The 25,547-nt window shown below is 69.1% G+C and carries 16 protein-coding genes; 4 read left to right on the top strand and 12 right to left on the bottom strand.

Annotated elements, in window-relative coordinates; genetic code table 11:
• Positions 1–39: 39 nt before the first annotated feature.
• The 9 genes from ACFFJC_RS15945 to ACFFJC_RS15985 form a co-directional block, all read right to left on the bottom strand.
• Positions 40–3,300 carry an error-prone DNA polymerase gene (locus ACFFJC_RS15945; RefSeq protein ID WP_379488473.1) on the bottom strand — a complete coding sequence of 1,087 codons (3,261 nt, stop codon included), beginning with the start codon at positions 3,298–3,300 and terminating at the stop codon, positions 40–42.
• Positions 3,300–5,108, bottom strand: coding sequence for a DUF6504 family protein (locus ACFFJC_RS15950; protein ID WP_379488474.1), 1,809 nt, complete (start codon positions 5,106–5,108; stop codon positions 3,300–3,302). Before ACFFJC_RS15950 ends, ACFFJC_RS15945 begins: the two co-directional genes overlap by 1 nt.
• The gene (locus ACFFJC_RS15955; RefSeq protein ID WP_379488475.1) at positions 5,026–5,760 is read right to left on the bottom strand and encodes an ImuA family protein; all 735 of its coding nucleotides are present in this window, start codon (positions 5,758–5,760) and stop codon (positions 5,026–5,028) included. Before ACFFJC_RS15955 ends, ACFFJC_RS15950 begins: the two co-directional genes overlap by 83 nt.
• Positions 5,761–5,977: 217 nt before the next feature.
• Positions 5,978–6,916: a formylglycine-generating enzyme family protein gene (locus tag ACFFJC_RS15960; RefSeq protein ID WP_512700640.1), complete on the bottom strand. Its 939-nt coding sequence runs from the start codon at positions 6,914–6,916 to the stop codon at positions 5,978–5,980.
• A 208-nt stretch (positions 6,917–7,124) separates the two neighbouring features.
• Complete coding sequence (locus tag ACFFJC_RS15965; protein ID WP_379488476.1) at positions 7,125–8,225, bottom strand: hypothetical protein; 1,101 nt, start codon at positions 8,223–8,225, stop codon at positions 7,125–7,127.
• Positions 8,222–9,853, bottom strand: coding sequence for an alkaline phosphatase D family protein (locus tag ACFFJC_RS15970; protein ID WP_379488477.1), 1,632 nt, complete (start codon positions 9,851–9,853; stop codon positions 8,222–8,224). Before ACFFJC_RS15970 ends, ACFFJC_RS15965 begins: the two co-directional genes overlap by 4 nt.
• 19 nt (positions 9,854–9,872) lie before the next feature.
• Positions 9,873–12,902 (bottom strand): TonB-dependent receptor domain-containing protein, encoded by a 3,030-nt coding sequence (locus tag ACFFJC_RS15975; RefSeq protein WP_379488478.1) that lies wholly within the window; start codon positions 12,900–12,902, stop codon positions 9,873–9,875.
• Between the two features lie 73 nt (positions 12,903–12,975).
• Positions 12,976–14,421, bottom strand: coding sequence for an alkaline phosphatase family protein (locus ACFFJC_RS15980; RefSeq protein ID WP_379488479.1), 1,446 nt, complete (start codon positions 14,419–14,421; stop codon positions 12,976–12,978).
• 11 nt (positions 14,422–14,432) lie between these two features.
• Positions 14,433–17,054: a TonB-dependent receptor gene (locus tag ACFFJC_RS15985; protein WP_379488480.1), complete on the bottom strand. Its 2,622-nt coding sequence runs from the start codon at positions 17,052–17,054 to the stop codon at positions 14,433–14,435.
• 226 nt (positions 17,055–17,280) lie between these two features.
• Between ACFFJC_RS15985 and ACFFJC_RS15990 the strand changes: the two genes are divergently transcribed.
• Genes ACFFJC_RS15990 through ACFFJC_RS16000 form a run of 3 tightly spaced genes read left to right on the top strand, consistent with a single transcriptional unit; the run spans position 17,281 to position 21,898 of the window.
• The gene (locus tag ACFFJC_RS15990; protein ID WP_379488481.1) at positions 17,281–17,844 is read left to right on the top strand and encodes an RNA polymerase sigma factor; all 564 of its coding nucleotides are present in this window, start codon (positions 17,281–17,283) and stop codon (positions 17,842–17,844) included.
• Entirely contained in the window at positions 17,831–18,769 is a 939-nt protein-coding gene (locus ACFFJC_RS15995; protein WP_379488482.1) for a FecR family protein, read from the top strand. Before ACFFJC_RS15990 ends, ACFFJC_RS15995 begins: the two co-directional genes overlap by 14 nt.
• A 60-nt stretch (positions 18,770–18,829) precedes the next feature.
• Positions 18,830–21,898: a TonB-dependent receptor domain-containing protein gene (locus ACFFJC_RS16000; RefSeq protein ID WP_379488483.1), complete on the top strand. Its 3,069-nt coding sequence runs from the start codon at positions 18,830–18,832 to the stop codon at positions 21,896–21,898.
• 63 nt (positions 21,899–21,961) lie between these two features.
• Here ACFFJC_RS16000 and ACFFJC_RS16005 read toward each other — a convergent pair whose 3' ends face one another.
• The 3 genes from ACFFJC_RS16005 to ACFFJC_RS16015 are packed head-to-tail and all read right to left on the bottom strand — an operon-like array spanning position 21,962 to position 23,884.
• Complete coding sequence (locus tag ACFFJC_RS16005) at positions 21,962–22,822, bottom strand: SDR family oxidoreductase (RefSeq protein WP_379488484.1); 861 nt, start codon at positions 22,820–22,822, stop codon at positions 21,962–21,964.
• Positions 22,823–22,827: 5 nt separating this feature from the next.
• Positions 22,828–23,046: a hypothetical protein gene (locus tag ACFFJC_RS16010; protein ID WP_379488485.1), complete on the bottom strand. Its 219-nt coding sequence runs from the start codon at positions 23,044–23,046 to the stop codon at positions 22,828–22,830.
• 1 nt (position 23,047) lies between these two features.
• Positions 23,048–23,884: a DUF4336 domain-containing protein gene (locus tag ACFFJC_RS16015; protein WP_379488486.1), complete on the bottom strand. Its 837-nt coding sequence runs from the start codon at positions 23,882–23,884 to the stop codon at positions 23,048–23,050.
• A gap of 645 nt (positions 23,885–24,529) precedes the next feature.
• On the opposite strand from ACFFJC_RS16015, the gene ACFFJC_RS16020 reads away from it, so the two are divergent.
• Positions 24,530–25,486, top strand: a complete 957-nt coding sequence (locus ACFFJC_RS16020; RefSeq protein WP_379488487.1) for a TauD/TfdA dioxygenase family protein — start codon at positions 24,530–24,532, stop codon at positions 25,484–25,486.
• The last annotated feature ends 61 nt before the right edge of the window (positions 25,487–25,547 follow it).

Here is a 25,547-nt window from a genome sequence, read left to right on the forward strand (position 1 = left end):
CCTGCTCCGGCGGATCGGCCCTGCCGCTGGCGCATCACGTCAGTGAAAGTCGTGGCTGCGGATGGGGAGGATCTCGTCCCGTTCGGCGGCGGTGCCGAAGGGCGGGGACGCCAGGGTGCGGCCGCGTGGCAAGGAGGGATCGCGCGGGTCGGGGCCGCCGCCGTGGCTGGCCCCGTCCCCTCGCCCCGGGGCCACAGCGAAGGGGGTGCGTCCGATCGAACGCAGCATGGCGTCGTGGTCGGTGATGCGGTCGCAGATGAGGTGGATGATCTCCCCTTCCTTTTGCAGGCGCCCGCGCATCGCGATCATCGATGCGGACATCACCTGGCGGCGGTAGATCTCGAACGTGTTGGGCCAGAGGATGCCGTTGGCGATTCCCGTCTCGTCCTCGATCGTGATGAACAGCACGCCATTGGCCGAGCCGGGGCGCTGGCGGACGAGGATGACGCCGGCCACCTCGACATTGCGTCCGTCGCGGATGGTGGCGAGATCGGCGCATCGGACGATCCGCATGGCGTCGAGCTCCGCGCGCAGGAACTGCACCGGATGGCCGCGCAAGGACAACTGCAGCGAGCGATAGTCTTCCACGACCTCACGCCCGGCCGTCAGCGGCGCGAGGGACACCTCGGGCTCGCGGCCTTCGGGCGAGAAGCCGCGTTCGCGCGCATCGGCGGCCGCGAACAGCGGCAGCGGGGCCTCGCCAAGGCCCTTCACCTTCCACAGCCCCTGCCGCCGGTCTTGCGCGATGCCGTGGAAGGCGTCGGCTTCCGCCAGGCGCTCGATCGCGGCGCGGGGCACGCCGGCGCGCCGCCATACCTCCTCCACGCTGGCATAAGGCGCCTCGCCGCGCGCCACCGCGATCTGGGCGCCATGGATGTTGGCCAGGCCGCGCACCTGCCGCAAGCCCAGGCGGACGGCCATGAAGCGGCCCTCGGTCTGCTCCAGGGTGCAGTCCCAGTGGCTGTGGTTGATCGCGACGGGCCGCACCTCGACGCCGTGCCTGCGGGCGTCCTGCACGATCTGCGCGGGGGCGTAGAAGCCCATGGGCTGCGCGTTCAGCAGCGCGGCGCAGAACACGTCGGGATGATGATGCTTCACCCAGCAGCTGGCATAGGCGATCTTGGCGAAGCTGGCGGCGTGGCTTTCGGGGAAGCCGTAGCTGCCGAAGCCCTCGATCTGCTTGAAGGTGCGCTCGGCGAAATCCTTCGGGTAGCCGCGGGCGATCATGCCGCCCACCAGCTTCTCGTAGAAATGGCTGACGCCCCCCGTCAGCTTGAAGGTCGCCATGGCACGACGCAGCTGATCCGCTTCCACGGCCGTGAAGCCGGCGCCGACGATGGCGACCTTCATCGCCTGCTCCTGGAACAGCGGCACGCCCAGCGTCTTTTCCAGCACCGCGCGCAGCTCGGCCTTGGGGTATTCGGGCGTCTCCTTGCCCTCGCGCCGCCGGAGATAGGGATGGACCATGTCGCCCTGGATCGGACCGGGCCGCACGATCGCCACTTCGATCACCAGGTCGTAGAACTCCTTGGGCTTCATGCGCGGGAGCATCGACATCTGCGCCCGGCTCTCGATCTGGAACACGCCCAGGGTGTCGGCGCGCTGGATCATCCTGTAGACCTCGGGATCGTCGTCCTGCAGGTCGGCCATGCCGATCTTGATGCCCTTTTCCTGCTCCAGCAGGGTGAAGGCGCGGTTCATGCAGCCGAGCATGCCCAGGCCGAGGACGTCGACCTTCATGAACTTGAGGGCATCGATATCGTCCTTGTCCCATTCGATGATCTGCCGGTCTTCCATCCTGGCGGGCTCGATCGGCACCAGGTCGTCGAGCCGGTCCTGCGTCAGCACGAAGCCGCCGGGGTGCTGCGACAGGTGCCGCGGGGTGCCGATCAGCTGGCGCGCCAGGCGCAGCGTCAGCTTGAGCCGGTGGTCCTGGGCATTGAGGTTGAGGCTCTCGATCTGCGCGTCGCTGATCCCGTCCATCGACCAGCCCCAGACCAGGCCGGTCAGCATCTTGGTGAGATCGCGCGGCAGGCCGAGCGCCTTGCCCACTTCGGCCACGGCGCCGCGGGTGCGGTAGCGGGTGACGACGGCGGTCAGCGCCGACCGGTCACGCCCGTAAGTCTCGTAGATCCACTGGATGATCTCCTCGCGCCGTTCATGCTCGAAATCGACGTCGATGTCGGGCGGCTCCTTGCGCTCGCCCGACACGAAGCGCTCGAACAGCAGCTCATGCTGGATGGGGTCGATCGAGGTGATGCCCAGCAGGTAGCACACGCAGCTGTTGGCGGCCGAGCCGCGGCCCTGGCACAGGATGCCGCGGCGGCGGCTCTCGGCGACGATCGCGTTGACCGTCAGGAAGTAAGGCGCGTAGCCGAGCTGCGCGATCAGCGTGAGCTCATGGTCGATCTGGTCGCGATAGCGCTGCGGCACTCCGGCCGGAAACTTCGCCAGAGCCGCGCGCTCGGTCATCTCCGCCAGCGCCTGCTGCGCGGTGCGACCGGCGATCACCTGCTCGTAGGGGTACTGGTACTGGATCTCGCCCAGGTCGAAGCGGCAGGCGCGCGCGATGTCCGCGCTGGCCTGGATCGCGTCGGGGAACGCGCTGAAGCGCCGCTCCATCTCCGCCGGCGGCTGGAGGTGGCGGTCCATGAAGCGTTCGCGCCGATAGCCGAGCGCGTCCACCGTCGTCTTCTCGCGGATCGCGGTCACCACGTCCTGCAGCGGCCGCATCTGCGGATCGTGATAGAGCACGTCCCCGGTCGCGACCGCGCGCACGCGGTGGCGGGCGGACAGTGCGGCAAGCCGATGGAGCCGGATCGCATCGTCGGGCCGGCGCCGGAACGACAGCGCGCAAAACGCCCGGCCGGCGAAGGCCGCCGCCAGGTCGGCGAGCTGGCGCGCGGCCGTCTCGTCCGGGAGGTCGGGCAGCAGGATGCCCACCAGCCCTTCGGCATGCCGGGCGATGTCGGCCCAGTCGAGGATGCACGACCCCTTGCCGCCGCGGGTCTTGCCGATGGACAGCAGCCGTGTCAGCCGGCTCCAGGCGGCGCGGTCCTGCGGGTAGAGCAGGATCTCATGGCCTTCGACCGCCTGGACCCGGGCCCCGGGGATCATGCGCACGCCGGTGGCCTTCTGGCCATCCCACCCGCGCACGACGCCCGCGACGCTGCCCCGGTCGGCAAGCCCGAGCGCCGCGTGGCCCTGCATCGCCGCCCCCGCGAACAGCTCCTCCGGCGAACTGGCGCCGCGCAGGAACGAGAAGTGGCTCGTCACCTGGAGTTCGACGTAGGTCGCCATCAGCCGAACATCCCGTGGATGTACCAGCTGAGATCGCCGGTCTCGGGCGCCACGCCGTCACCGCGCCGGAACAGCCAAAAGCGCTCGCCGCTCTCGACCTCGACGCGGAAGTAGTCGCGCACCGCCCACAGTTCGGCATCGGTGCGCCACCATTCGCCATGCACCCGTTCCGGCCCGTCGCCGGCCGCGACGCGATAGGCGTGCCCTCGCCAGGTGAAGCGCCGCGGCGCATGGTCGGGGAGCAGCGCCACGACATGCGTCAGCGGCTCCGGGCGACGCAACATGCGGACCGGGCGCGTCCAGCGCGGCCAGCGGCCGGGGTCTTCCAGCGGGCCCACCCGGCGCACGGCCCGCTCCGGCACGTCGCTTTCGCTCGGCGCGACGCGGAACACGGCAGCCTCGCCCGCGCGGCCGACAAGCTGGTCGATCGCCGGTGCAAGATCCTTCGCCGCCCCTTCGCAAGCCACGAGGGAACCGGCGCTGCTCGCCCCCAGCGGTTCGCTGTGCGGCACCAGGAGGTGCATCGCCTCGATCCCGAGCCCCGGCTCGATGCGGTCGAGCTTGAGCGCGAACATGCGCTTGAGATGCCGCGCATCGCGCGTCGCCCGGGACGCGCCGATCCCGATCCGCTGGACGTCCCCATCCACCCTCTCCGCCCGCAGCAGCACGGTGCGCACGCCGAGGCCCCGCTGCTGCAGGACGCCGATCAGGTCGTCGACGAGATCGCTGATCACCTGGGTGATGCTCTCCGCGGTCCCGATCGGCTCGAGCAGCCGCCGCGTGACCTCCGGCGCCTCGAACGGCACCACCGGCTTGATCGGCTCTGCGGCATGGCCGAGCGCCTGGTCGAGCCGGGTGACGGCCTCGCGGCCGAGCCGCTTCGCCAGAGGCCCGCGCGGCAGCCGGATGAGGTCCGCCACCCGTTCCAGGCCGAAGCGCGCCGCCGCCGTCAGTGCCGCCGCCTCGAGCCGGAGCGCGGCCACCGGCAACGCGGCCAGCGCCGCCGCTTCGCCGCCGGGATCGAGCACGCGGATGTCCCTGCCGCCGTAGCGCGCCAGGGCATGCGCCGCGCCCGGCGTGCCGGCAATGGCGATGCGGGCGGTGAAGCCCAGCCGCTGGAGGAAGCGCAGCAGCCGGGCGCAAAAGCGCTCTTCTCCGCCGAAAAGGTGGGTCGTCCCCGAAAGATCGAGCCACAGGCCATCGCTGCCGGACACGCTCGCCGTCGGCGTCCAGTGGGCGACGCCGTGCAGCGCGAGCCGATCGAGCCAGGCCTGGTCGTCGGCCGGATCGGCATCGCGTAGGTCGAGGTCGGCGACGAGCGCGCGGGCGTGGGCGGCGACCATCCCCGGCACCAGGCCGAGCGAAAGCGCGACCGGGCAGGCGGAGCGGATCAGGTCGCGCTGGCCGACCCGCTCGATCAGCACCGTCGGCCGATCGTGCCGGAACCCGGGGGCGGGCATCGCCGCTGCGCCGCCGCGCGTGCCTTCGTCGGGTGGCATCGCCTTGAAGGGATGCTCGACCGCTTCCGAACGGCGCCCGAGCATCCGCATCGGTGGCCGCTGATGGGCCGGCAACTGCGCCATCTGGTCGAGGACCTGCGCCTTGGTCAGGTTGCCATCGCGAGCCCAGCGCGCGCCGGGACGCCAGCCTCCGCCGCGGGGGACGGAGCAGGCGCCGGGATCATCGTCAATAGGCGAAGCGAGCGGCGCTGCAGGCGCGCGAGGTTCAAGCGGCCTGGCTGGCCGCTCCGCCCGCCGCAGCCGCTCGATGGCGAGGTGCGGCAGGTAGAGCGAGGCGACCCGTGTCATCGCATGCCTCGAGCACAAGAGAGAAGGGATGGCCGTTGCGCTGCCGCACCAGTTCGACCGACCAGCAGGCGCGCCCGACTCCCGGCGCCGGCAAGCGGGCGGAAGGCGCGCAGCCGATGCGCCAGCGGGTCATCGCCGCGGACGGGCTTTCGAGGGGATCGCGCCTGCTCCTGGCCCAGCGGCGGAGCAGCAGCATCGGCGTGCGGCCATCGGCTGCGGCCAGCTGCAGGCGCCGGGTCGCGGTCCGGTCCGCGGACTTCACCTCGGTGACGACGGCGGCAAAGCTGCCCTCGCGCAGCGAATCCTCGGCGAGCGCCAGGGCCATGGTGTCGTTCTGGCCCTGGAGGTAGAGCAGCTTGGCCGCCGGCAGGCCGGCCTGCTCGAGGCCCGGGGCGTAGAGATCGAAGCGGGTGAGCGCCCAGGCGACATGGGCGCCGGCGGCAGCCGCAAACCGGGCTGCCAGACCCGCGACGAACAAGGTCGCGGCGGCATCGTCTCCCAGCGTGGGCGACGCGGCCGTGATTTCGTGCAGGCCGGCGCCGTCCATCCCGTTGGCGCCCAGCCGCCGGTCCACGTCATCGATGCCGAACGCAAGCGCAGCCACCGCGCTGCCCGCCGTGGTCGCTACCGCTTCGCGAAGGGTATCGAGCACATGCGCACGGTTGGGTTCGGTCAAGGCGGGGGCGTGGGACATCGGCAGGGAATCGACTCATCTGTTCGCTATATGTTCCAATTTCTCCCCGCTCCCGTCAAGCTGTTCGGGATGCCGCCCGGCAAAATGCCGGGGACAGCCGCCTGTTTGCGGACCATGCTTTCCGCACGATTTCTCCGAGATTTCCAGGGCTTGGCCTGCCCGGCCCCGGCCCGCGCTAGCGCCGCACGCAGCGAAACCCGATGTGCGAGGTCGAGGTGTCGATCATTTCGGGATGGCGCGCCGCGGGGCGGTAGCGCTGGCAGTAGTTCGCGGCGCACAGATGCGACCCGCCCTTGAGCACCTTGCGGCCGATGCGCACTTGCGGCTGGGCCGGATCGAAGCTGTCCTTGAGCCGGGCGCCGCGCGGATTGCTCAGCGCGCAGCACGAGCCGGACTTCTTCCTGGCGACCTCTGGCTTGTCGCTCCACCAGTCGCGGGTCCACTCCCAGGTGTTGCCGATCATGTCGAACAGACCGTAGCCGTTCGCCGGGTACGTGCCGACCGGCGAGGTCCGCTCCCACCCGTCGAGCATCTGGTTGGCGAAGGGGAACAGGCCCTGCCAGTAGTTGGCGAGCATCGCCCCGCCCGGCGCCAGTTCGTCGCCCCAGGCATAGTCGCGGTCCTCCAGCCCGCCCTTGGCGGCATATTCGAACTCGGCTTCGGTGGGCAGGTCCTTGCCTGCCCATTCGGCGTAGGCGAGCGCATCGCCAAAGGCGACATGCACCACCGGATGGTCCCACAGGTCCAGCGTGTCGACATCGCTGTCCGGCCCGAGCGGGTGGCGCCAGTCGGCACCATGGTCGAAGCGCCACCAGTTGGCCGGATTGCCGGTGTCCACCGGGGCGGCCGTCTTGTGGAAGACCAGCGATCCCGCGCGCGCCATCTCCGCAGCAAGGCCGGGATAGTCCTTGGGGTCGGGCGCCACTTGCGCCATCGTCACGTAGCCGGTCGCCTCGACGAAAGCGGCGAACTGGCGGTTGGTCACCGGCGTCGCATCGATCCAGAAGCCGTCCACCGAAACGCGGCGCAAAGGCGCCTCCTCGGGGTAGAACCGCTCCGATCCCATGGTGAAGGTGCCCGCCGGAATCCAGCGCATGCCGGGCGGGTTGTCCATGGGAGTGGGTGCGGGAGCGGGAACGGGAGCGGGAACGGGAACGGTCTGCGCGCTGGTCGGCATGGGACGGTCCTCGTGATGCGGGGCCAGACGTCGTCCCTGCGCCGGTGCGCCGGATCGACGTGTCGCCTCGTCTACGCCGCGAGCGGTCCGGTTTGAAGCCCCACGCTCACGATGATCCCCAGGCGCTGCCCGTTGCCGAGCCACTCTAGCGTCCCGCAGCCTCCTTCGCGCCGGTGATGGGGACCAGCGGCGCGTCGGCGCCCTCGGCCCATCGCATCAGGGTGACCCGCGCGCTCTGCGCTTGCGGACCGCCTTCGTTGACGGCCAGGAGGTACAGGCCCTCTCCCAGGGGTTGCAGTCCCACGTCTGCCTTCTGGTGCCAGCCGCGCACACCGCTGCGGGGATCCCCTCGGCCCTCGGGGGCAAGGGGCAGCAGCATGCCGCGTTCCCAGCGCCCGCCTCCGGGCGCGGCCACTCCGAGGAGGTCGCCCCGGGATGGCTTGGCGCGCGCTTCGACCGCGTAGAGGCCATAGTTCGGGAACGACGGCTTCGCGCCCTTGTAGACGCCCATCAGCCAGCGCTGCCGGCTCGGATCGTAAGCCAGGTTCTGGACGCCGTAGCGGGTGTTCCCGGTGCGCACGAAGACCTTGCTGCGCGGCTGCGGGCCGTCGCGATGCGGTTCCGCCTCATCCAGGTGCCGCGCGGTGCGGGACCAGTCGGCGGCATCGTACTGGAGCAGGACCTGGTGGTCGTTGTCGGCCCGCGCGGTGTCGCCATAGATGCCGTAAGCCACCGTCAGGTAGAGCTTGCCGCCGGTGCGGCCGAAGGCGGGGCCGAATGCCACGCCGTCGATCCCAGAGCAGCCGTAGCGATGACCCGGCGCGGCATAGTCGCGCGCGACCTCGGGCAGCGGGACGATGCGGATAAGGCCGCTTTCCTGCGCGCGGATGCCGATGCGGTCGATCTTCTCACCGTCGATCACGGCGATGTAGAAGGTGCTCTGCCTGCCGTATTCCAGCGACCCGTAGACGCGTCCGTCGGCATCGTTGAAGTCGAGATCGCCGAGGTGTCCGCTCCAGCCGACCAGCGTGCCCACCAGCCTGCCGTGAAAGTCGTATTTGGCGAGGAGATTGGTGAACGCATAGTAGATGTACCCTCGCTTGCGGTCCACGGCGATCCCCTGCACGTGGCCCGAGGCGAACGGCCCGGCGTGCTGGCTGCGCGGAAGCGATGCGGGGATCGGCTGCGCGGGCGCCGCGGCCATCGCGGCCAGGGCGAGGAGCGGCAGCAGCTTCACCGCGATCATGCGGCGAAGGCGCGGCGGCCGCGCTCCACATGCATGCGGTGGGTGCCCGCAAGCGCGATGTCACGCTCGCGCACCGTGCGCAGGAACAGCCACTCCCCGGTGACGCGCTGCGGCGTGACGTCGAGCATCATGTAGCCGCGGCGGCTGGTGTCGGCCCACTTGAGCTCGGGATTGGCCGCGACGAAGCCGGCGGCGGCGATCCGCGGATCGACGCCGAGGTCACCCTCGATGCCGCCCGACGTCACCGAGTGGCCGGCGAACTCGACCCCCGCCGGCTGGCCGTCCTCGACCAGGCCGTAAGCCCAGGCGTTGTGGCTGTCGCCCGCCAGCATGACGAGGTCGGCGTCGGCGGCCTGTGCGGCGCGCAGCAGGCGTGCACGGCCCTGCGGGTAGCCGTCCCAGCGGTCCATCCACAAGGGCAGCCCGATCGCCGCGCCGCGCAGGGCGTTGCGATAGCGTTCCACCGTTTGCGGCTTGGTGCCCGGCTTCAGCCAGTCGACCACGGCCTTGGGCATGAGCGTGCGGCCCATGATCGTGCCCATGCCGACCAGTTGCCAGGCGGTGGTGCGTGCGTTCGCCTGGAAGGCGTGGGCCAGCCAGCTTTCCTGCGTGGTGCCGAGCATGGTCAGCGAGCGGTCCTGCCAGGGTCCGTCGCGGAAGGCGCGCAAGGCGTCGGGATCGGTGGACTGGAAGGCCGCCTTCAGCGCATCGTCGAGCGGCTCGGTCCGCGCGAGCAGGCGCGATTCGGTGCGATAGAGCGTGGCCAGCGTGCCGATAGGGTAGGCCTTCCAGGGTTCGTCCGAGACCGGCATCCATTCGCGATAGACCTGGATCGCGGCCGCGCGGCGGGCGTTCCAGTCGCCTTCCTTGTCGCGCTGGTGATTGTCGGCACCGCCCTCCCAGCTGTCGTTGGAGGACTCGTGATCGTCCCAGAGCGCCACCATCGGCGCTTGCTGGTGAAGGCGCTGGAGGTCGGGGTCGGCGCGATAGCAGGCATAGCGCAGGCGGTAATCCGCAAGCGCCAGGATCTCGTGACCGGGCGCGAGCGTGCGATCGGCCACCGCCCTCGCCGCGTTCACCGTCGCCTGGCCGTTCTCGTAGATGTAGTCGCCGACGTGGAGCCAAAGGTCGAGATCGTCGCGCTGCGCCGCATGGGCGTAGGCGTTGAAGCGGCCGTAGGGCAGGTTGGAGCAGGAGAACACCGCCAGGCCGAAGCGCCTGGTGTCGCCGACCGGCAGGGTCTTCGTGCGGCCGACGGGGGACATGCTGCCGTCCGGTGCGACGAAGCGATACCAGTAGACGGTGCCCGGCTTCAGCCCGTCGACCGTGACCTTGGCGGTCCAGTCCCGCCAGGCGCCGGTGCGCACGCTGCCGGCCGCGATCGGGCGCGCGAAGTCGGGGTCGAGAGCGATTTCCGCGTCGAGGCGGACGCTCTCGGCCTGCGCTGCGGGTACGTAGCGGGTCCATAGCAGCATCGAGTCCGGCCCGGGTTCGCCGCTCGCCACGCTATGGGTGAAGCCCGGTGCCAGCAGTGCTTGCGCCAGCGCCTTGCCGGCGGGCAGCAGCAGCGCGCCGAGGCCCATGCCGGCGCCCAGCACCAGTCCGCGGCGATCCGTGGTGAAAGTCATGGGAAGGTCTCCGAAGTCGTCAGAAGGATGCCTTGATGCTGGCGTTCCACATCGAGCCGTAGACGGTGTACTGCCGCACGCGGCTGCGCACGTTCGAGTAGATGATGTCGGGCGAGTTGAAGATGTTGCGCCCCGCGACGAGCAGCTCGACGCCCTTGTTGATCTTGTAGCCCAGGCTGAAGTTCCAGAGCGCGCGATCGGTGTGATAGAGGACGCCGTTGTTCGCGGTGGTCGGCGTGTTGCTCAGCGCGCTGACGCGGTACTTGGACTGCCAGTTGCCGGTCAGCTGCAGGTCAAAGCCGGCATAGCTGTAGCGCAGCCCCCAGTTGGCGGACTGCTTGGGCAGGTTCACCCGCTCGCCGTCGGGATCGACGAAGGTGACCGAGCCGCGCAGGCCAAGGCCCTTGAGCGCGCCCGGCAGGAAGGTGAGCTGCTGGTCGTACTCCAGGATCACGCCGGTGTTGGTGCTGGTGCCCGGGACGTTCTGGGCGCTGCGGAAGACGTAGCCGGCATATTCGTCGGGATCGAAGCCGACCGCGGCCGGATCCACCTCGACGCCGGTGACCTGCATGTCCTTGAGGTCGAGGCGGTAGTACGAAACGCCCAGGATGCCCGAGGGCTCGAGGAAGCACTGCAGGCTGGCGAAGTACTTGGTCGAGTGTTCGGGCTTCAGGAGCGGATTGGGCACGGTGACGACCTGGGTGTCGTCGTTGACCGAGACCACGCCGCCGAGGTTGCCGTAGTCGGGGCGCAGGATCGACTGGCTGAAGGCGACCTGGCCGACGAGATTGTCGGTGAAGTCGTACTTCACGCCGCCACTCAGGAACCAGTCGTCGTAGCGTCCGCGGCGCGTCTGGCTGGCGCCGTCGTTGTACTGGTAGAGCAGGCCCGCAACAGTGTTGAGGCTGTACCCTGCGGCCGTCACCTCGTCCTCCGGGCGGATCTTGGCGACCCGCGCCCCGGTGCGGGTGTTCTCGTAGCGCAGGCCGAGGTCGAACTTGGCGCGGCCTGCCTGAGCCTGAACCTCGACGTAGCCGGAGTAGATGTCCTCTTTCACCCGCTTGTCGTTGTCGAGGTCGCGCTTCAGGTTGCCGACGGTGTCGGGCACGAAGTATTCCGGATGCGCCTTGTAGATGTCGTACATGCCGTAGTTGCTGTCGGCGCGCCAGTTCTGCGCATTCAGGTTGCCGGCATCGAAGCCGATGATCTCGAAATCGTAGTTCTGCGTCGCCGGGATCACCGCTTCCGGTGCGCGCTGGGTGAGGTCGCCGGTGGAGCCGACGTACTGGAACTGGTCGTAGGAGCCCTCGTCGGTCTTCCAGTCGTTCACCCGCGCACCGCCGCCGGCGTAGAAGGTGAAGGGCACCGAGCCGAACTCGACCTCCTTTGTGAGGTCGAGGTTGATGCCGTACATCTCGTTGCGCGCGTCGGACTCGGCGGTGCGGATGTTGTTGCCGATGTCATCGTCGCGGTTGAAGCTATTGGGATCGCCCCAGGGCCGGCCCGCGGTCTGGTTGAGCGTCCAGGCGTTCGAGTCCTCCGACGCCCGGTCGAGCGTGAAGCCGATGCGCGTCAGGTAGCTGTCGGTGCGCTGGAAAAAGCCCTTCGAGTTGTCGCGGAAGTTGAACTCGGAGGTGGAGTAGCTGCCGCGCAGCACCGCCTCGAAGGTATCGCCCTTGTACTCGATCTTGGGCGCCAGCAGCATCGCCGGCGTCCCGGCGTAGCGATGCGAATACTGCGTGTGCAGGCGCGTGTTGGTGCCGCTGGGATTGACCACGATGTGCGTGGATGTCGAATCCGGCGTGGCGTAGGAGCGCGTCGTGGTGCCGAAGATCAGGTAGGTGTACTGGTTGTAGTACTCCACCTCGTAGAACGAGTAGCTGCCGCGCAGCGAAAGGGTGAGTTCGTCGCTCGCCTTGAAGTCCAGGCTCACGTTCGCCGCGGTGCGGCTGGTCTCCTTGGGACCGGGGCGCCACATCACCTGGTAAGGGATCACCCGGCCGTCGGCGAGGTAGGACCAGTCGGTCTGGATGCGGTCCTGCTGGACGTAGTTGGCGTTGTAGCTGGCGCTGATCGCCACTCCCAGGCGCCCGTCGAGGAAGACGTCGCCGTAGCCGAAGGTGACCGAGGGCTTGATCGTCGCGTGCTTCTTGTCGTCGGGCAGGTAGATGCTGTTGAAGAAGCCCGAGTCCGATGTGCCGATGGCGCCCACCTGCAGGTGCAGCGCGCGGCTCTTGCGCTGGAAGGCGTACTTGCTGCGCAGGTTGATGGTGCCACCGGGCGCATCGGCGTCCATCCGCGCGGTCAGCGTGTTGTTGAGCTCGATCGACTCGATGCCGGTGATCGACATCTGCTCGAACGAGTTCTGGCGGCCGTTGTTGTTGTTCGAGGTGGCGGTCGCCATGCGCGCGCCGTCGGTGGTGAAGGTGGAGTACTTGGGATCGAGGCCGCCGATGCGCACCGCGGTGGCGTCGACCTCGGTGTAGTCGAGCGAGATGCCCGGCATCTGCTTCATGAACTCGCCCACGTCGCCCATCGTCAGCAGGCCGTAGTTGTCGGCCGCGACGACGGTCTTGGCATTGGTGGCGGCGCGGCGCTCCATGATCGCGGCGGCCTGGCCATCGCGAATGCCGCTGACGACGATCGCGGCGGCATCGTCGCCCTCGGTCACGCCCAGGCTTGCGGGCGCGAGGCGGACGTCCAGCTCGGTGGTGCGGCCCGGCGTCACCTCGGCGCTGAGCGCCTGCTCCTGGAGCCCGGAGTAGCGCACGACGATGCGGACGGGGCCGGCGGGCACGCTGTTGAGGCGGAAGGTGCCGCCCGCGTCCGAATAGACGACCGCGTTCGAGCCCTCGATCCGTACTTCGGCGTTGCGGACGTATTCGTTGGTCACGGTGTTGAGCACGCGTCCGCGGACGCTGCCCTCCCCGCGCGGCGCGGGCATCGCGGTGCTCGCGCTGTCGCTGGCGGTCTCCTGCGCGAAGGCCGGTCCCGCGTGGGCGAGAGCGATCGCCGCCGCGCCGCAGAGCAGGATGGATTGACGAGACATCATGGACTTACCCCCGAAGTGGCCGCGGCTTGGCGGCCGTCCTGAAAAAAAAGCGGTATGTGATCGAGCCGCGTCAGCCGACGCGGTGACGGGTTCCCGGATCCTGCACCGGCGGCAGCTGCTCCTCGGGCACCGGCGGCGCGGCGAGGTGGCTGCGGGCATGCCGGCCGCGGTGGAACAGCCCGGCGGTGCTCGGCAGCGAAGGCGGCGCGGCGGGCGCTTCGCCGAAGCGGAAGGCGGACGTGAGGTCGCCGAAGGTGCGGCGGCGCCAGGGCGAGATGTTCGGCTCGCGCACGCCGGTCACCTGCTCGAGGAACTGCAGCACCGACGTGTGGTCGAAAGTCTGGCTGCAGACCCAGCCGCCGGCGGTCCAGGGCGAGGCGATGATGCACGGCACGCGGAAGCCCGCCCCGATCGGCACCCCCCCGACGAACTCGTGCGCGGTGCCATCAGGCGCCACCGGGGGCGGCACATGGTCGAACAGGCCGTCGTTCTCGTCGTAGTTCAGGATGAAGGCGGTCTTGGCCCAGACGTCCGGATTGGCTGCGAGCGCGTCGAGCTTGCCGGCGATGAACTCGGCGCCGGCCGAGGGGATCGAATCGTGCGGGTGCTCGGACGCTTCCTTGGTCGGGCAGAGCCAGGTCACGGTGGGAAGCCGGTCGTGCTTGACGTCCCATTCGAACTCGCCGTCCGAGGCGGATGGCATCCCCTTCAGCCGCAGCGGTGAGCTTGGCCCGGCGTCCATGAAGCGGCTGAACAGGCGCAGGACGTTGAAGCCGGTGCCCTCGTCGTAGTGCTGGTACACCTTCCAGCTCACCCCGGCCTCTTCCAGCCGCTCGGCGTAGGTCTTCCAGCGCAGCCCTTCCGGCGGGGTCTTCTGGGTGGTGTGCGGGCCGCCGGCGAGACCCTCCGGGTCGATCGTGCCGCTCAGGTAGTAGAGCCGGTTCGGGCGGGTCGAGCTGAGTACCGAACAGTGGTAGCCGTCGCAGATGGTGAAGGCATCGGCCAGGGCGTGATGGAAAGGCACGTCCTCGCGCTTGAAATAGCCCATCGTATAAGGGCCGTGCTCGCCGTCGGCGGCACGATGGGCAGGCAGCCAGTTGTCCATCCGGCCGCCGTTCCACGCGGCGTGCTGGGTGGCCCAGGCGTGGCTGGTCGAGGGGATCAGCTCGGCATGGTCCGCGGTGTCGAGGTGAAACGGCAGCATGTAGCCGTCGGCATGCAGCGCGTCGGGCTGGTGGAACACGCTGCGCCCGGTCGAAAGCGTCATCGCGTTCGGATCGCCGAAGCCGCGCACGCCCGGCAGGGTGCCGAAGTAGTGGTCGAAGGAGCGGTTCTCCAGCATCAGCATGACGACATGCTTGATGTCCCGGATCGAGCCGGCGCGGCGGGGCCCTTGCGCCAGCAGCTTCTGCACGTTCGGCGGCATCAGCGTCGCACCCGCAGTGAAGGCCAGCGCCTGCGAGGACTTGCGCAGCAGGCGGCGGCGGGTGAGCCCGTGGGGGTCGAGGACGGTCACGATGCCGACCCTCAGTGCTTGAACACGATGTCGAGGAAGAAGCGGCGGTCCTGGCTCAGCGTGTAGCGCTCGGAATAGTAGCCGTGCATCATCGCGTAGTCGTCGCCGAGCAGGTTGTTGCCCTCCAGCTTGACGATGAGGTTGGGCGTGATCGGCAGGCGCACCGAGGCGTCCAGCTGGCTGCGCGCCTTGAGGACGTAGTCGGCGTAAGGCTGCGCGTTGACGGTGTTGAGGTTGCGGTCGGCCCACCGATAGGCGAGGCGCACTTCGCCCTCGCCGAAGATGCGGTAGAACACGCTGGCGTTGATTACCCAGTCCGGCTGGTACAGCAGGTTGTCGCGCTCGATCGTGTCTTCGCCCGAGATGTAGCTCATGTGCGCCCACATGCGCGCGACGTTGAACGAGACCCCCAGCTTGTCGCGGAAGGGATCGGGCAGCCAGGCGATCGCGTTGTCGACGATCTGGAACTCGATGCCCTTGAGCGAGGCGCTGGTGGCGTTGAGCGGGGTGGTGACGTCGTAGACCACGCCGTTGCGGGTTTCCTGCACCTGCAGCTCGAAGATCTCGTCCTGGATCTTCTTGTAGAACCCGCTGACCGAAACCAGGCCGTTGCCCTGGTTGAAGTACTGCTCGACCGCGAGATCGACGTTGTCCGACTGGCGCGGCTTGAGCTCGGGGTTGCCCTTCGAGATCGTCAGGCTCTCGTTGTTGACGAGCTCGGCCTGCGCGATGTCGCTGAACGCGGGGCGACCGAGCGACCGGGAATAGGCGGCGCGCAGGCGCAGGCCCTCGTTCAGGTCGTGGGTTAGGTTCACCGAGGGGAGCAGGTAGCGGTAATCGCCGTCGTAGACCTGGTTGGTGCCGTCATAGACGCTGCCCACCCGCTGCGGCACGTGCGCGCGATAGTCCACGTCGTCCAGCCGCACGCCGGCGATGACGCGGGTGCGTTCGGTCGCGAACATGGCGCTGGCGTAGGCCGCGAGGATGGTCTCGCGGTAGCGGTAGTCGCTGGCATAGGAGGCGCTGGCGCTGGACGCGGCATTGACCGTCAGCGACGGCTTCACCGCGGCGTTGAACCTGGCGAGGTCGACGTAGACGGTCTGGTACGGAAAGCCGAACGAGGTTTCCTCGGGGACGAAGCCGACGTCGCCGATCCCGCCCTTGAGGCCGGAGTAGTTGATGGTCGTCATGTCGCGCAGCGCATCGACGTTGCGGGCATCGAAGCCGGCGGCAAACCCCAGGCCGAGGCTGTCGGCAGCGTAGTTGTGCCGGAAGTCGGCGCGGCCTTCCCAGGATTCGAAGTCGGACTTGTTGTAGCTATCGGCCGCGGAATAGGCGGTGAAATTCGCCAGGTTGGTCATGTCCGCCGGGTTCTCGAACGTGAACTTCGGGGTCGGGTCGGTCATGTCGACGACGACGGTGTCGTTGCGCGGGCTGTAGGTGTACGCGGCACCCAGATCGGTGTTGCGGAACTTGCTCCGGCCGTAGCCGCCCCGCACCTCGATCGCGGTGACCGGCCCGACGTCCCACCGGCCCTTGACGATGCTGCCGCGGAACTCGGTCTCGAACCGGTCGTAGTTCACGAAAGGCCGGATCACGCCGATCTTCATCCGCGCCACGGTGGGGCTGAGGTATGTCGGGCTGGCGATCGAATCGACGCGATAGTCGTTCAGCGTCTGGTCTTCGTCCTGCTTGTAGTCGAACACCGATGCCGAGAGCGTCAGGTTGGGAGCAGCGCGGTACTCCAGCCCGAGATAGCCGCCGTAGAGCTTGCGGAACTTGGTGTAGTTCAGGGTACGGATGCGGTTGGGCATGGCGGCGTTGCCATCCCAGTCCGACAGGTCCGCCTTGGCCGTGCGGCCCGCGGCCGTCAGGTACGTGCGGGCATTGATGTTGGGCTTGGAGGCGGTCCACGATTCCTGCGTGTAGACGGCGCTCGCGACAACGCCGAACTGCCCCTCGGCGCCGAACCGCTTGACGTAGAGACCCCTGAGGCTGCCGTTGAACTTCGTGTCGACGTAATCGCCATACGCGTTCCGGGTGGAGACGTCGGTCGAGCTCGGCCGGTAGCCGAGCCGGGCATCGACGTACCACTGGTCGCGGCCGTCGAGCGCGCTGTAGGGGATGATGTTGGTCGAGCCACCGATGGCGCCGCCGTCGAGGTCGGCGGTGAAGGTCTTGAAGACTTGCGTGGTCTGCGCGACTTGCGTGGGAATCAGCGCGAGATCGACGCGGCGGCTGCCGGCACCGTCGTTCGAGGCCGAGAACATGCCGATGCCGTCGAACGACACGAAGTTGAGGTCGGGCGAGATGCCGCGGATCGACATGTACTTCGCCGTCTGCTCACCATAGAGCGTCTGCATGTCGTTGACGCCTGGCAGGCGCACGAGCGCTTCGGCGAGTGTCTCGTCCGCGAGGTCCCCGGTGTCGTCCTGGCTGATCGAATCGACGATGCCGAGCGCCTGGCGGCGGCTAGCGATAGCCTCCTGGTTGCGCAGGGCGGTACCGGTGACGACGATCTCCTCTCCATCCGCGCCGGAGGGCTGGCCGACCTCCTGGGCGCTGACCGGAGCCGCGGTGGCGAGCGTGATCGCGGCCAGGGAGACGAACGACAAGGGACGGTAGTGCGACACGAAAGACCTCCTGCTGCGGGTGCAGTCAGTCCCTCAGAGGCGGATCGGGAAAAGTTCCGTCACTGGAAAAATAATTATAGTTCAAAGTCACTTAGATGACATTTCGATGAAAGTTGCAGCACTTCTGCTGTCATGGAGATGTCATGCAAAGACGGCAGGGCGGCGGCGCGTGCCGCGGTTAGAGGACGGCGCGGTCCATCTTCCCGGAGTCCTGCGGCGACCCCTAATGACGGCTCAACGCGATACCATCGCCCGCTGGGTGGCATCCGAGATCCTGCCGCACGAGGTCGCGGTACGCCGCTGGCTGGCTCGAAGTTGGGGCGCCGCGCTCGACGTCGACGACGTGGTGCAGGAAGCCTACTGCCGCATCGCCGCGCTCGGGTCGATCGAGCACATCGAGAACGGCCGCGCCTACTTCTTCGCCACCGCGCGCTCGATTGCGGCCGACACGTTCCGCCGCAGCAAGGTCGCCGGTGCAAAGGCCATGACGGAAATCGAGCTCTGCGACGTCGAGGATGCAAGTCCCCGCGCCGACCGCTCCGCGGAGGCAAGACAGGAGCTGCTGCGCATCGACCGTTTCCTCTCCACCTTCTCGCTGACGTGTCGCCGCGTGATCGAGCTGCGCCGCCTGCAGGGCCTCTCGCAGCGCGAGACCGCCGAGCGGCTGGGCATCAGCGAGCACAGCGTGGAAAACCACGTGACGCGCGGCATTCGCCGGGTGATGAAGATGCTTGCCGACGAGGACGCGGCGATCGACAACCGGGAGGCCGCATCGCTTGACGGGAACTGAGACCAGGGCGCGCATCGACGAGCAGGCCGCCCGCTGGGCCGCCCGCCGCGCGCTTGCCGACGACAGCCAGGCGCAGGATGCGGACTTCGAGGCGTGGCTGGCGGCCGACCGTCGCCACCAGGGCGCCTACCTGCGCGCGCAGGCGGCCTACCTGGCCCTGCAGGACGCCGCGGTGGCCAACCCCGTCCCGGTCGCCAGCAACGATGACGATGTGGCGACGGCGCCTTTCGCCAGGCGGTGGGCGCGGCTTTCGAAGCCAGCGTGGGCGGCGGGTCTCGCGGTGGCCGCGTGCCTCGTCGCCGCCGTGCTCATCCGCGGACCGGGACTGCCGGGAACGCCGGCGGAGACCGGCCGGGAACAGCTCGCCGACGGATCCTCGGTGGTGCTGGGCGCGGACAGCCGGATTTCCGCTGCGATCGACGGCGCGGCGCGCCGCATCACGCTGGAGCAGGGCACGGCGACCTTCCACGTCGCCAAGGACCGCACGCGCCCCTTCATCGTGCGCTCGGGCAAGGTCTATGCCGAGGCGACAGGCACGGTCTACTCGGTCCGCCGCGTCGGCAGCGCCGGCGCCGCCGTGCGCGTCAGCGAAGGCACCGTTCGCGTCTGGGCCGAGGCCGCGCCGGGCGAGGCGGTCCTGCTCCACGCCGGGCAGGCGCTGACCCTCGACCCCGCAAAGCCGGTTGCCGCCGCGGCCGGCGCGTCGCCGTTCTGGTTCGACAACATCTCCATCGACGAGGCGGCGGCCCGCTTCAACCGGGTCAACGCCACGCGGATCGTCGTTGCCGACCGGGCCATCGGGCGGGTGACCATCGTCGGCGGCTTCCGTCCCGACCGCCCGGCCGAGTTCGCCAGGGCGGCGGCCGCGCTCACCGGCGCGCAAGTGACCGAGCGCGAAGGGACGCTCGTCATCGGGAAGAAATGAGCTGCGCATAGCAGCCTGCATGCCATGCCTTGCGGCGCTCGCGGATCCTTCCTGCCTCTTGTGGCGAGTATTGTCCTCGCCGGCATCTGCGTGCCTGCGCAAGCACGCCCGCCCGCGCCGGCGGTCCGCTTCGACGTTCCCGCGCAGCCCATGGCCACGTCGCTGCGCCTGTTCGCCCGCCAGGCTGGGATCCAGATCCTCGTCGCCAACGCGGCGGTGAAGGGACGCGTGGCGCGCGCGGTGCGCGGGCGCTCTCCCGTCCTTCCGGCGCTGCAACGCCTGCTGGCCGGGACCGGGGTCCGGGTGCTCTCGTTCGACGGCAGCGTGGCGGTGCTGGCCGCGGACCACGCGCCGCCGGCTCCCCCTCAGGCCACGGAGCCGGCGTCCGAGCCGATCGTGGTGACGGGAACGCGCATCCCCGGAGAGGAAGGACGGTCGGCCATGCCGGTGCGGGTCGTGCGCATGGAGCAGGCGGCGCGTGCCGGTCGCACCTCCGCCTACGATGCCCTGGTGGCCGAGCCGGCGATCGGCGCCGGGATCGGCTTGAACAATGCCTTCGGGCAGGCCTGGGATGCCGGCGTCTCCTCGATCTCGTTGCGCGGTCTGGGCACGAACCGCAGCCTCACGCTGATCGACGGGATGCGCCGGGTCTCCGGCTCGGCACGCTCTTCGGCGGTGGACCTGACGATGGTGCCGGCGGCGATGATCGACCGGATCGAGATCATCACGGGCGGAGCCACCGCCATCTATGGCGCGGATGCGGTGACCGGAGCCGTCAACGTCATCACCCGGCAGCATGTGCAGGGCGCGAGCCTCTCGGCCACGCAAGGCCTCTCGGACCGGGGCGATGCGCGAGAGAGCACGGTCTCCGCCGCGACCGGCACGCGCTTCGCCGGGTCGCGCGGCTCGCTGGCGCTGGGCGGCACCTACGCGCGCGTGACGCCGCTCGCCTACGCGCAGCGTTACCGCACCTACATCCGCAGCATCGCCAATCCCGCGAACACCGGCGCGGGCGACGGCATCCCCGACCAGATCACCGTCGAGGACTTCCGCCAGATCTACTTCGCCTACCAGCCCAGCTTCTATTTCAACGGGCAGTCCTACCTCGTGGAGAACGGCACTCCGCGCCCGGCGCGCTACGACCAGACCTACTATCCCGGGCAGTTCAGCTACGGTGACGGCGGCGATGGCCGCAACTTGCGCGATTCCGACCAGCTGCGCGGCGGTATCGAGGCGTTTTCCGCCATGGGCCGCCTAGACTACGATCTCGGCGACGATATCGCCTATCGCGGATACCTGGACTTCGGCCTCTCGACCTATCGCGGAACGGCCAGCTTCCCGCGGCACCGCGACGACAGCCGCGCGACCTGGTTCGACGGCGCCGGGGGGTCGGTCGCCCTGCTCGACAACCCGTTCCTGCCGCAAGGGCTGCGCGACTTCATGCTCGCGAACGGACTGGATCGGCTCGCCATCGACCGGACCTACGGGAACTTTCCGGTCATGCAGGAGATCCACCGCCGCCGCAGCGTGACCTTCGGTCACCAGCTGGAGGGCACCTTGAGCCCTACCCTGCGCTGGAGCGCGTTCCTCCAGTATGGCCGAACCCTCGACCGGGTGCGCACGACCCACGTCCCGTTCGCCTCGCACTGGCTCGCCGCGCGCGACGTGATCGTCGACCCGCAGACCGGCCAGCCCGCGTGCCGTGACCCGGAGGCGCGCGCGGACGGCTGCGTGCCGCTCGACATCTTCGGCAGCGCGCCGCCCTCAGCCGCGCTCACCGCATACGTGCTCGGGACCCGCAAGGAGAGCCGCCGGAACACCCAGGGCATCGCCGGCGCGCATGTCGAAGGCCGCGTGCTGGACTTGCCCCATGGCGCGCTGCAGGTGGTGCTCGGCGCGGAGCGGCGGGTGGAGACGCTGCGCACGCGCGACGACCCGCTGGCGGCGTCCGAGTACACTTATGGCGGCTCGGGCTACACCGTGCATCCCGATCTCCACGCCTCGATGCGGGCATGGGAGATCTACGGCGAGGCGAAAGCCCCGCTGCTGCGCGACCTGCCGCTGGCGCAGAGCCTCGACCTGGAAGGCGCCTACCGGTATTCGCGCTATAGTTCCGTCGGCAGCACCGGGACCTGGAAGCTGGGTGGGACGTGGTCTCCCGTGGCGGGTCTGCTGCTACGCGCGATGCGATCGCGCAGCGTGCGCGTGCCCAACTTCGGCGAGCTCTACGAGGTCCCGGTCTCGCGGCAAGCTGGGTCCATCACCGATCCGTGCGAGGCCGCGGACTATTATCAAAGCGCCACCCGATCGGCGAACTGCCGCGCGCTGGGCATCCTCGTCCCGCTTGGCGACATCAAGGTCGGTCCGGTCATCACCACCCAGGGCAATCCCGATCTCACACCGGAAACCTCGAACAGCTTCACCGTGGGCGCGGTGCTGCGCCCCGCCTCCGTGCCGGGCACCGAGCTGACGGTGGACCTGTGGAACATCGACATCCGCGACGCCATCACCCAGTTCGACTACACCACGATCCTGAACCTCTGCGTCGATCTTCCGACCACCGACAACCTCTTCTGCGGCCTCGTTCGCCGCGACCCCGCCGACGGCCGTGTCACCGCGATATCGACGAGCCAGGTCAATGCCGCACGGCTGACCGCCCGCGGCGTCGACATCGGCCTGGCCTATCGCCTGCCGCTCGGAACCGGCGCGCTCCGCATCGACGTCAAGGGCACCTACCTCATGCGCCACATGGTCGAGAGCACGCCCGGCATCGCCACCGGTGACGTCGCCTACGCCGGCGACTGGGAGCATCCGCGCTGGCGAGGCAACGCGATGCTCGATCTGGAAAGCGGCCGCTTCGGTGCGACGCTGAACCTGCGGATGCTGGGCGCGAGCCGCTACGACATCAGCGCCGAATCGGCCGAAGTGTTCGATCGCAACAAGCTGGCCATGCGCCTCTATGCCGATGCCTCCGTCAGGTGGAAGGTGGCCGCGGCCATGACCGCCACGCTGGGCATCCGCAATCTGACGGATCTGCGCCCGCCCCTGATCTATCCGGTCTACAAGGACACCACGATCTACGACCAGGTCGGCCGGTACATCTTCACGAGTATCGCCCTCGACCTGTGATCGGCAGCGGCGCCCCGATCACAGTCCGCAGGGCGAGATGTCGCCCGCTCCGCCGTCTGCGTCTCAGATCACCGGCTTGCCGCCGGTCACCGCGACCGTCGCGCCCGAGACGTAGCTGGCCTCGTCGCTGGCCAACATCACGTAGACGGGCGCCAGCTCCTTGGGCTGGGCGGGACGACCGATCGGATAGCTCTGCCCGAATTCCTTCACCTGCTCGGGCGGCATGGTGGAGGGGATGAGCGGCGTCCAGACCGGCCCCGGGGCGACGCAGTTCACGCGGATGTCCTTGCTCGCCAGCAACTGCGCCAGGCCACCCGTGAAGTTCTGGATCGCGCCCTTGGTGGTCGCGTAAGGCAGCAGCGTCTGCTTCGGCATGTCGGCGTTGACCGAGGTGGTGTTGATGATCGCACCGCCCTTCATGTGCGGAACCGCGGCTTTCGCCAGGAAGAACATCGCGTGGATGTTGGTGCGGAACGTCAGCTCCCACTCCTCGTCGGGGATGTCCTCCAGTGCCTCGAACGTCATCTGGTGGGCGGCGTTGTTGACGAGGATGTCGATCCGCCCGAACGCGTCGACGGCCTTGTCGATGATCGCGCGGCAGTGGTCCGCCGCGCTGATGTCGCCGGGGACGAGCACGGCCTTGCGCCCGGCCTGCTCGATCCAGCGGGCGGTATCCTGCGCGTCCTCGTCCTCGTTGAGGTAGGAAATCAGCACATCGGCGCCTTCGCGGGCGAAGGCGATGGCGACGGCGCGGCCGATGCCGCTGTCGCCGCCGGTGATGACCGCCTTCTTCCCCTCTAGTCTCCCGGAGCCGCGATAGCTCTCCTCCCCATGGTCGGGACGGGGGTTCATCTCGGCGGTGGTGCCGGGGACGTCCTGCTGCTGTTCGGGCAGAGGGGGCTTGATCTCTTCGGTGCTGTCCATTGTGCTTACTCCTTGTCGGCCGAGCCGGGTTCGCTGAGCGCGCGGTGTATCGCGGCGTCAATCGGGGCGGGGGTCACGTCGGCGATGCCCCCCATCAGCGCCTGGAACGCCGCGGTCGACAGCGACGGCAGCGCGCCCGCCTTGCAGAAGGCGGCGTGGACGGGGTTGACGAGGGGATGCAGCCGGGATCGGTGCCGCACCCGTCGCAGGTGTCGGTTCTCCACGTCAGGCGTACCCCAACAGCCACCGGAACGCGCGGCGCAGGCGGCGCGCGGCATCGGCTTCGAACGGAAACCCGTGCGCGAACAGCACGCGCCGGGGCTGGAGGTCGACCATGCGCCGGGCGGCCGCCTTCACCTGCGGACCGCCGAGGCGCAGTGCGGTGCGCACGTGGCGGGCCGTCGTGGCGCGCGTTCCGGAGGCGACCCGGGCGAGGAGACGGGTGACTGGCGGCAGCTTCGCGGGCTCCAGGTTCTGGATCGCGTCGCAGAGGATGAGCGTGCCGCTCGGGCGGTGGAAGAGGTACGCCTCGCAGAAGCCGCCCCCACCGCGCAGCAGGCCCTGCTCGATGGCGTCCTGCCAGGGCGCGGGTGCGTGCTCCTCCAGGTCGTGGTCGATCCGCAAGCCCGACAGGCGCACCTGCAGGCGATCGCGAAGGCCGGGGACACCCCAGGTGACCGCCTCGGGACAGGCCCGCTGCCACTCGGCAAGATGGGTCCAGTGCGCGGTCGTGGGCGCGACGAGGTGACGGACCGGGCCGAGCGTCTGCACGGCAGCGATGAGCGCGGGGGTCGAGGCGACCGGCGAATGCAGCAGCAGGCCGCCGTCTGCCAACCGGACCACCGTCATGCGGATGGGCAGCGGAAGGCCGCTGGCAACCATGGTGTCGTCGACGATCCACAGCCCCTCGTCGAGCGGCTTAAGAACGCCGAGCGGAGGATAGCCGACCTTGTGCGGGTCCGCCGCGCCGGACCGGGCAAGCCACAGCCGGTACACCGCGGCGAGCCCCAGGCCGCCGGCGAGGACTCCGGCCGCCACCCCGATCGGGCGATTGCGCTGCATCTCGTCGTTCCTCTTCGCGTGACCACCCGGGGGAGGCGTTCGTGTTCACTTGCTCCGCCAACGGATGCCGCAGCCCTTGGTTTCCCTTTTTCGCTCTCGTTGAAGGAACGGCTCGACCGAGCGCTTGACGGCAGGCGGCGAGCAGTGGGTTCCGAGGGACGAGCAGTGCTCCACAAAGCCAGCTACCCGCGCCAGAAGCAAAGCTTCACTTGACCCCTGCAATCTCTACGGCATAGATAGACATATACGCGGACTCGGACGGTCAGGCCTTCCGCGCATCATCGACCTGACCCGCGGCTTTTGATCGGGAAGCAGCTTGCTCCGCGTTACCAACCGCTAAAGCGCGCGATGCTCAGGCGACAGCGCCACGCTTCGTGTTCCCCTCCAAGACGAGGTGAGACGATGCCAACGTACCCCACCCTACCCCGCTGATCCCCTCGGGGTGCCGGCTCCCTGACATGCAGGCGCCGGCGCGAGCTGGACACGCAAGGCCGCTTTCCCGCCGCTCCGGCACGGGTGCGCGCGCCGCGCGCCGGCTCGCTGCAACCCCGTGACCTGCCCCTCCTCGCGAAGGAGGCCCTGCGCCCACGCCCCGTGCGTGCGGCCGATGATCCCCCGTACCTGCTCAACTGAAGGATATTCGACATGGCCACCGCAATCGACAGCTACCCCAACGCCAAGGACGGCTCCTCCCCGCTCGACATCGTCCCGATCACCGGCCGCATCGGCGCCGAGATCCGGGGCGTGCAGCTTTCCGGCGATCTCGACGCCGGGACCGTCCAGGCGATCGAAGCCGCGCTGGTGCGGCACAAGGTGATCTTCTTCCGCGGCCAGCAGCACCTCGACGATGCCGAGCACGAGAAGTTCGCCGCGCTGTTCGGTGATCCGGTCGCCCATCCGACGGTGCCGGTGGCGCAGGGGTCGAGCTACCTGCTCGAGCTCGACAGCAAGGAAGGCTACGCCGCCTCGAGCTGGCACACCGATGTGACCTTCGTCGATGCCTATCCCAAGGGCTCGATCCTGCGCGCGATCACCGTGCCCGAGGCGGGCGGCGACACGCTATGGGCGAACACCGAGACCGCTTACGAGGGCCTGCCCGAGCCGCTGCGCCAGCTGGCCAACACGCTCTGGGCGGTGCACACCAACGACTACGACTATGCGGCCCAGTTCGGCGTCACCAAGGACGCCCCGGCGGGCGCGCAGAGCCGTGAGGCCTTCCAGCGCCAGGTGTTCGCCTCGACGGTCTACGAGACCGAGCATCCGGTGGTGCGCGTCCACCCGGTGTCGGGGCAGCGCAACCTGCTGCTCGGCCACTTCGTGAAGAACTTCGTGGGGCTCACCCAGAAGGATTCGCAGGCGCTCTTCAACGTGCTGCAGGACCAGATCCTCAAGCCCGAGAACGTCGTGCGCTGGCGCTGGCAGGCGGGCGACGTGGCGTTCTGGGACAACCGCGCCACGCAGCACCGCGCGGTGGCGGACTTCGGCCTGCAGCGCCGCACCCTGCGCCGCGCCACTGTGAACGGCGATGTGCCGGTCGGCATCGACGGCCGCCGCAGCCACACCCGTCGCAAGGAGAAGCAGGCGGCCCCCGCGTCCGCCTGAACCAGGCCGGGATCGGCGGCAGGGTGCTGCCGATCCCCTCCTTCCCCGTCCAGCGCAAAGG

Source organism: Novosphingobium soli (genome assembly GCF_042432915.1).
GTDB lineage: Bacteria > Pseudomonadota > Alphaproteobacteria > Sphingomonadales > Sphingomonadaceae > Novosphingobium > Novosphingobium soli.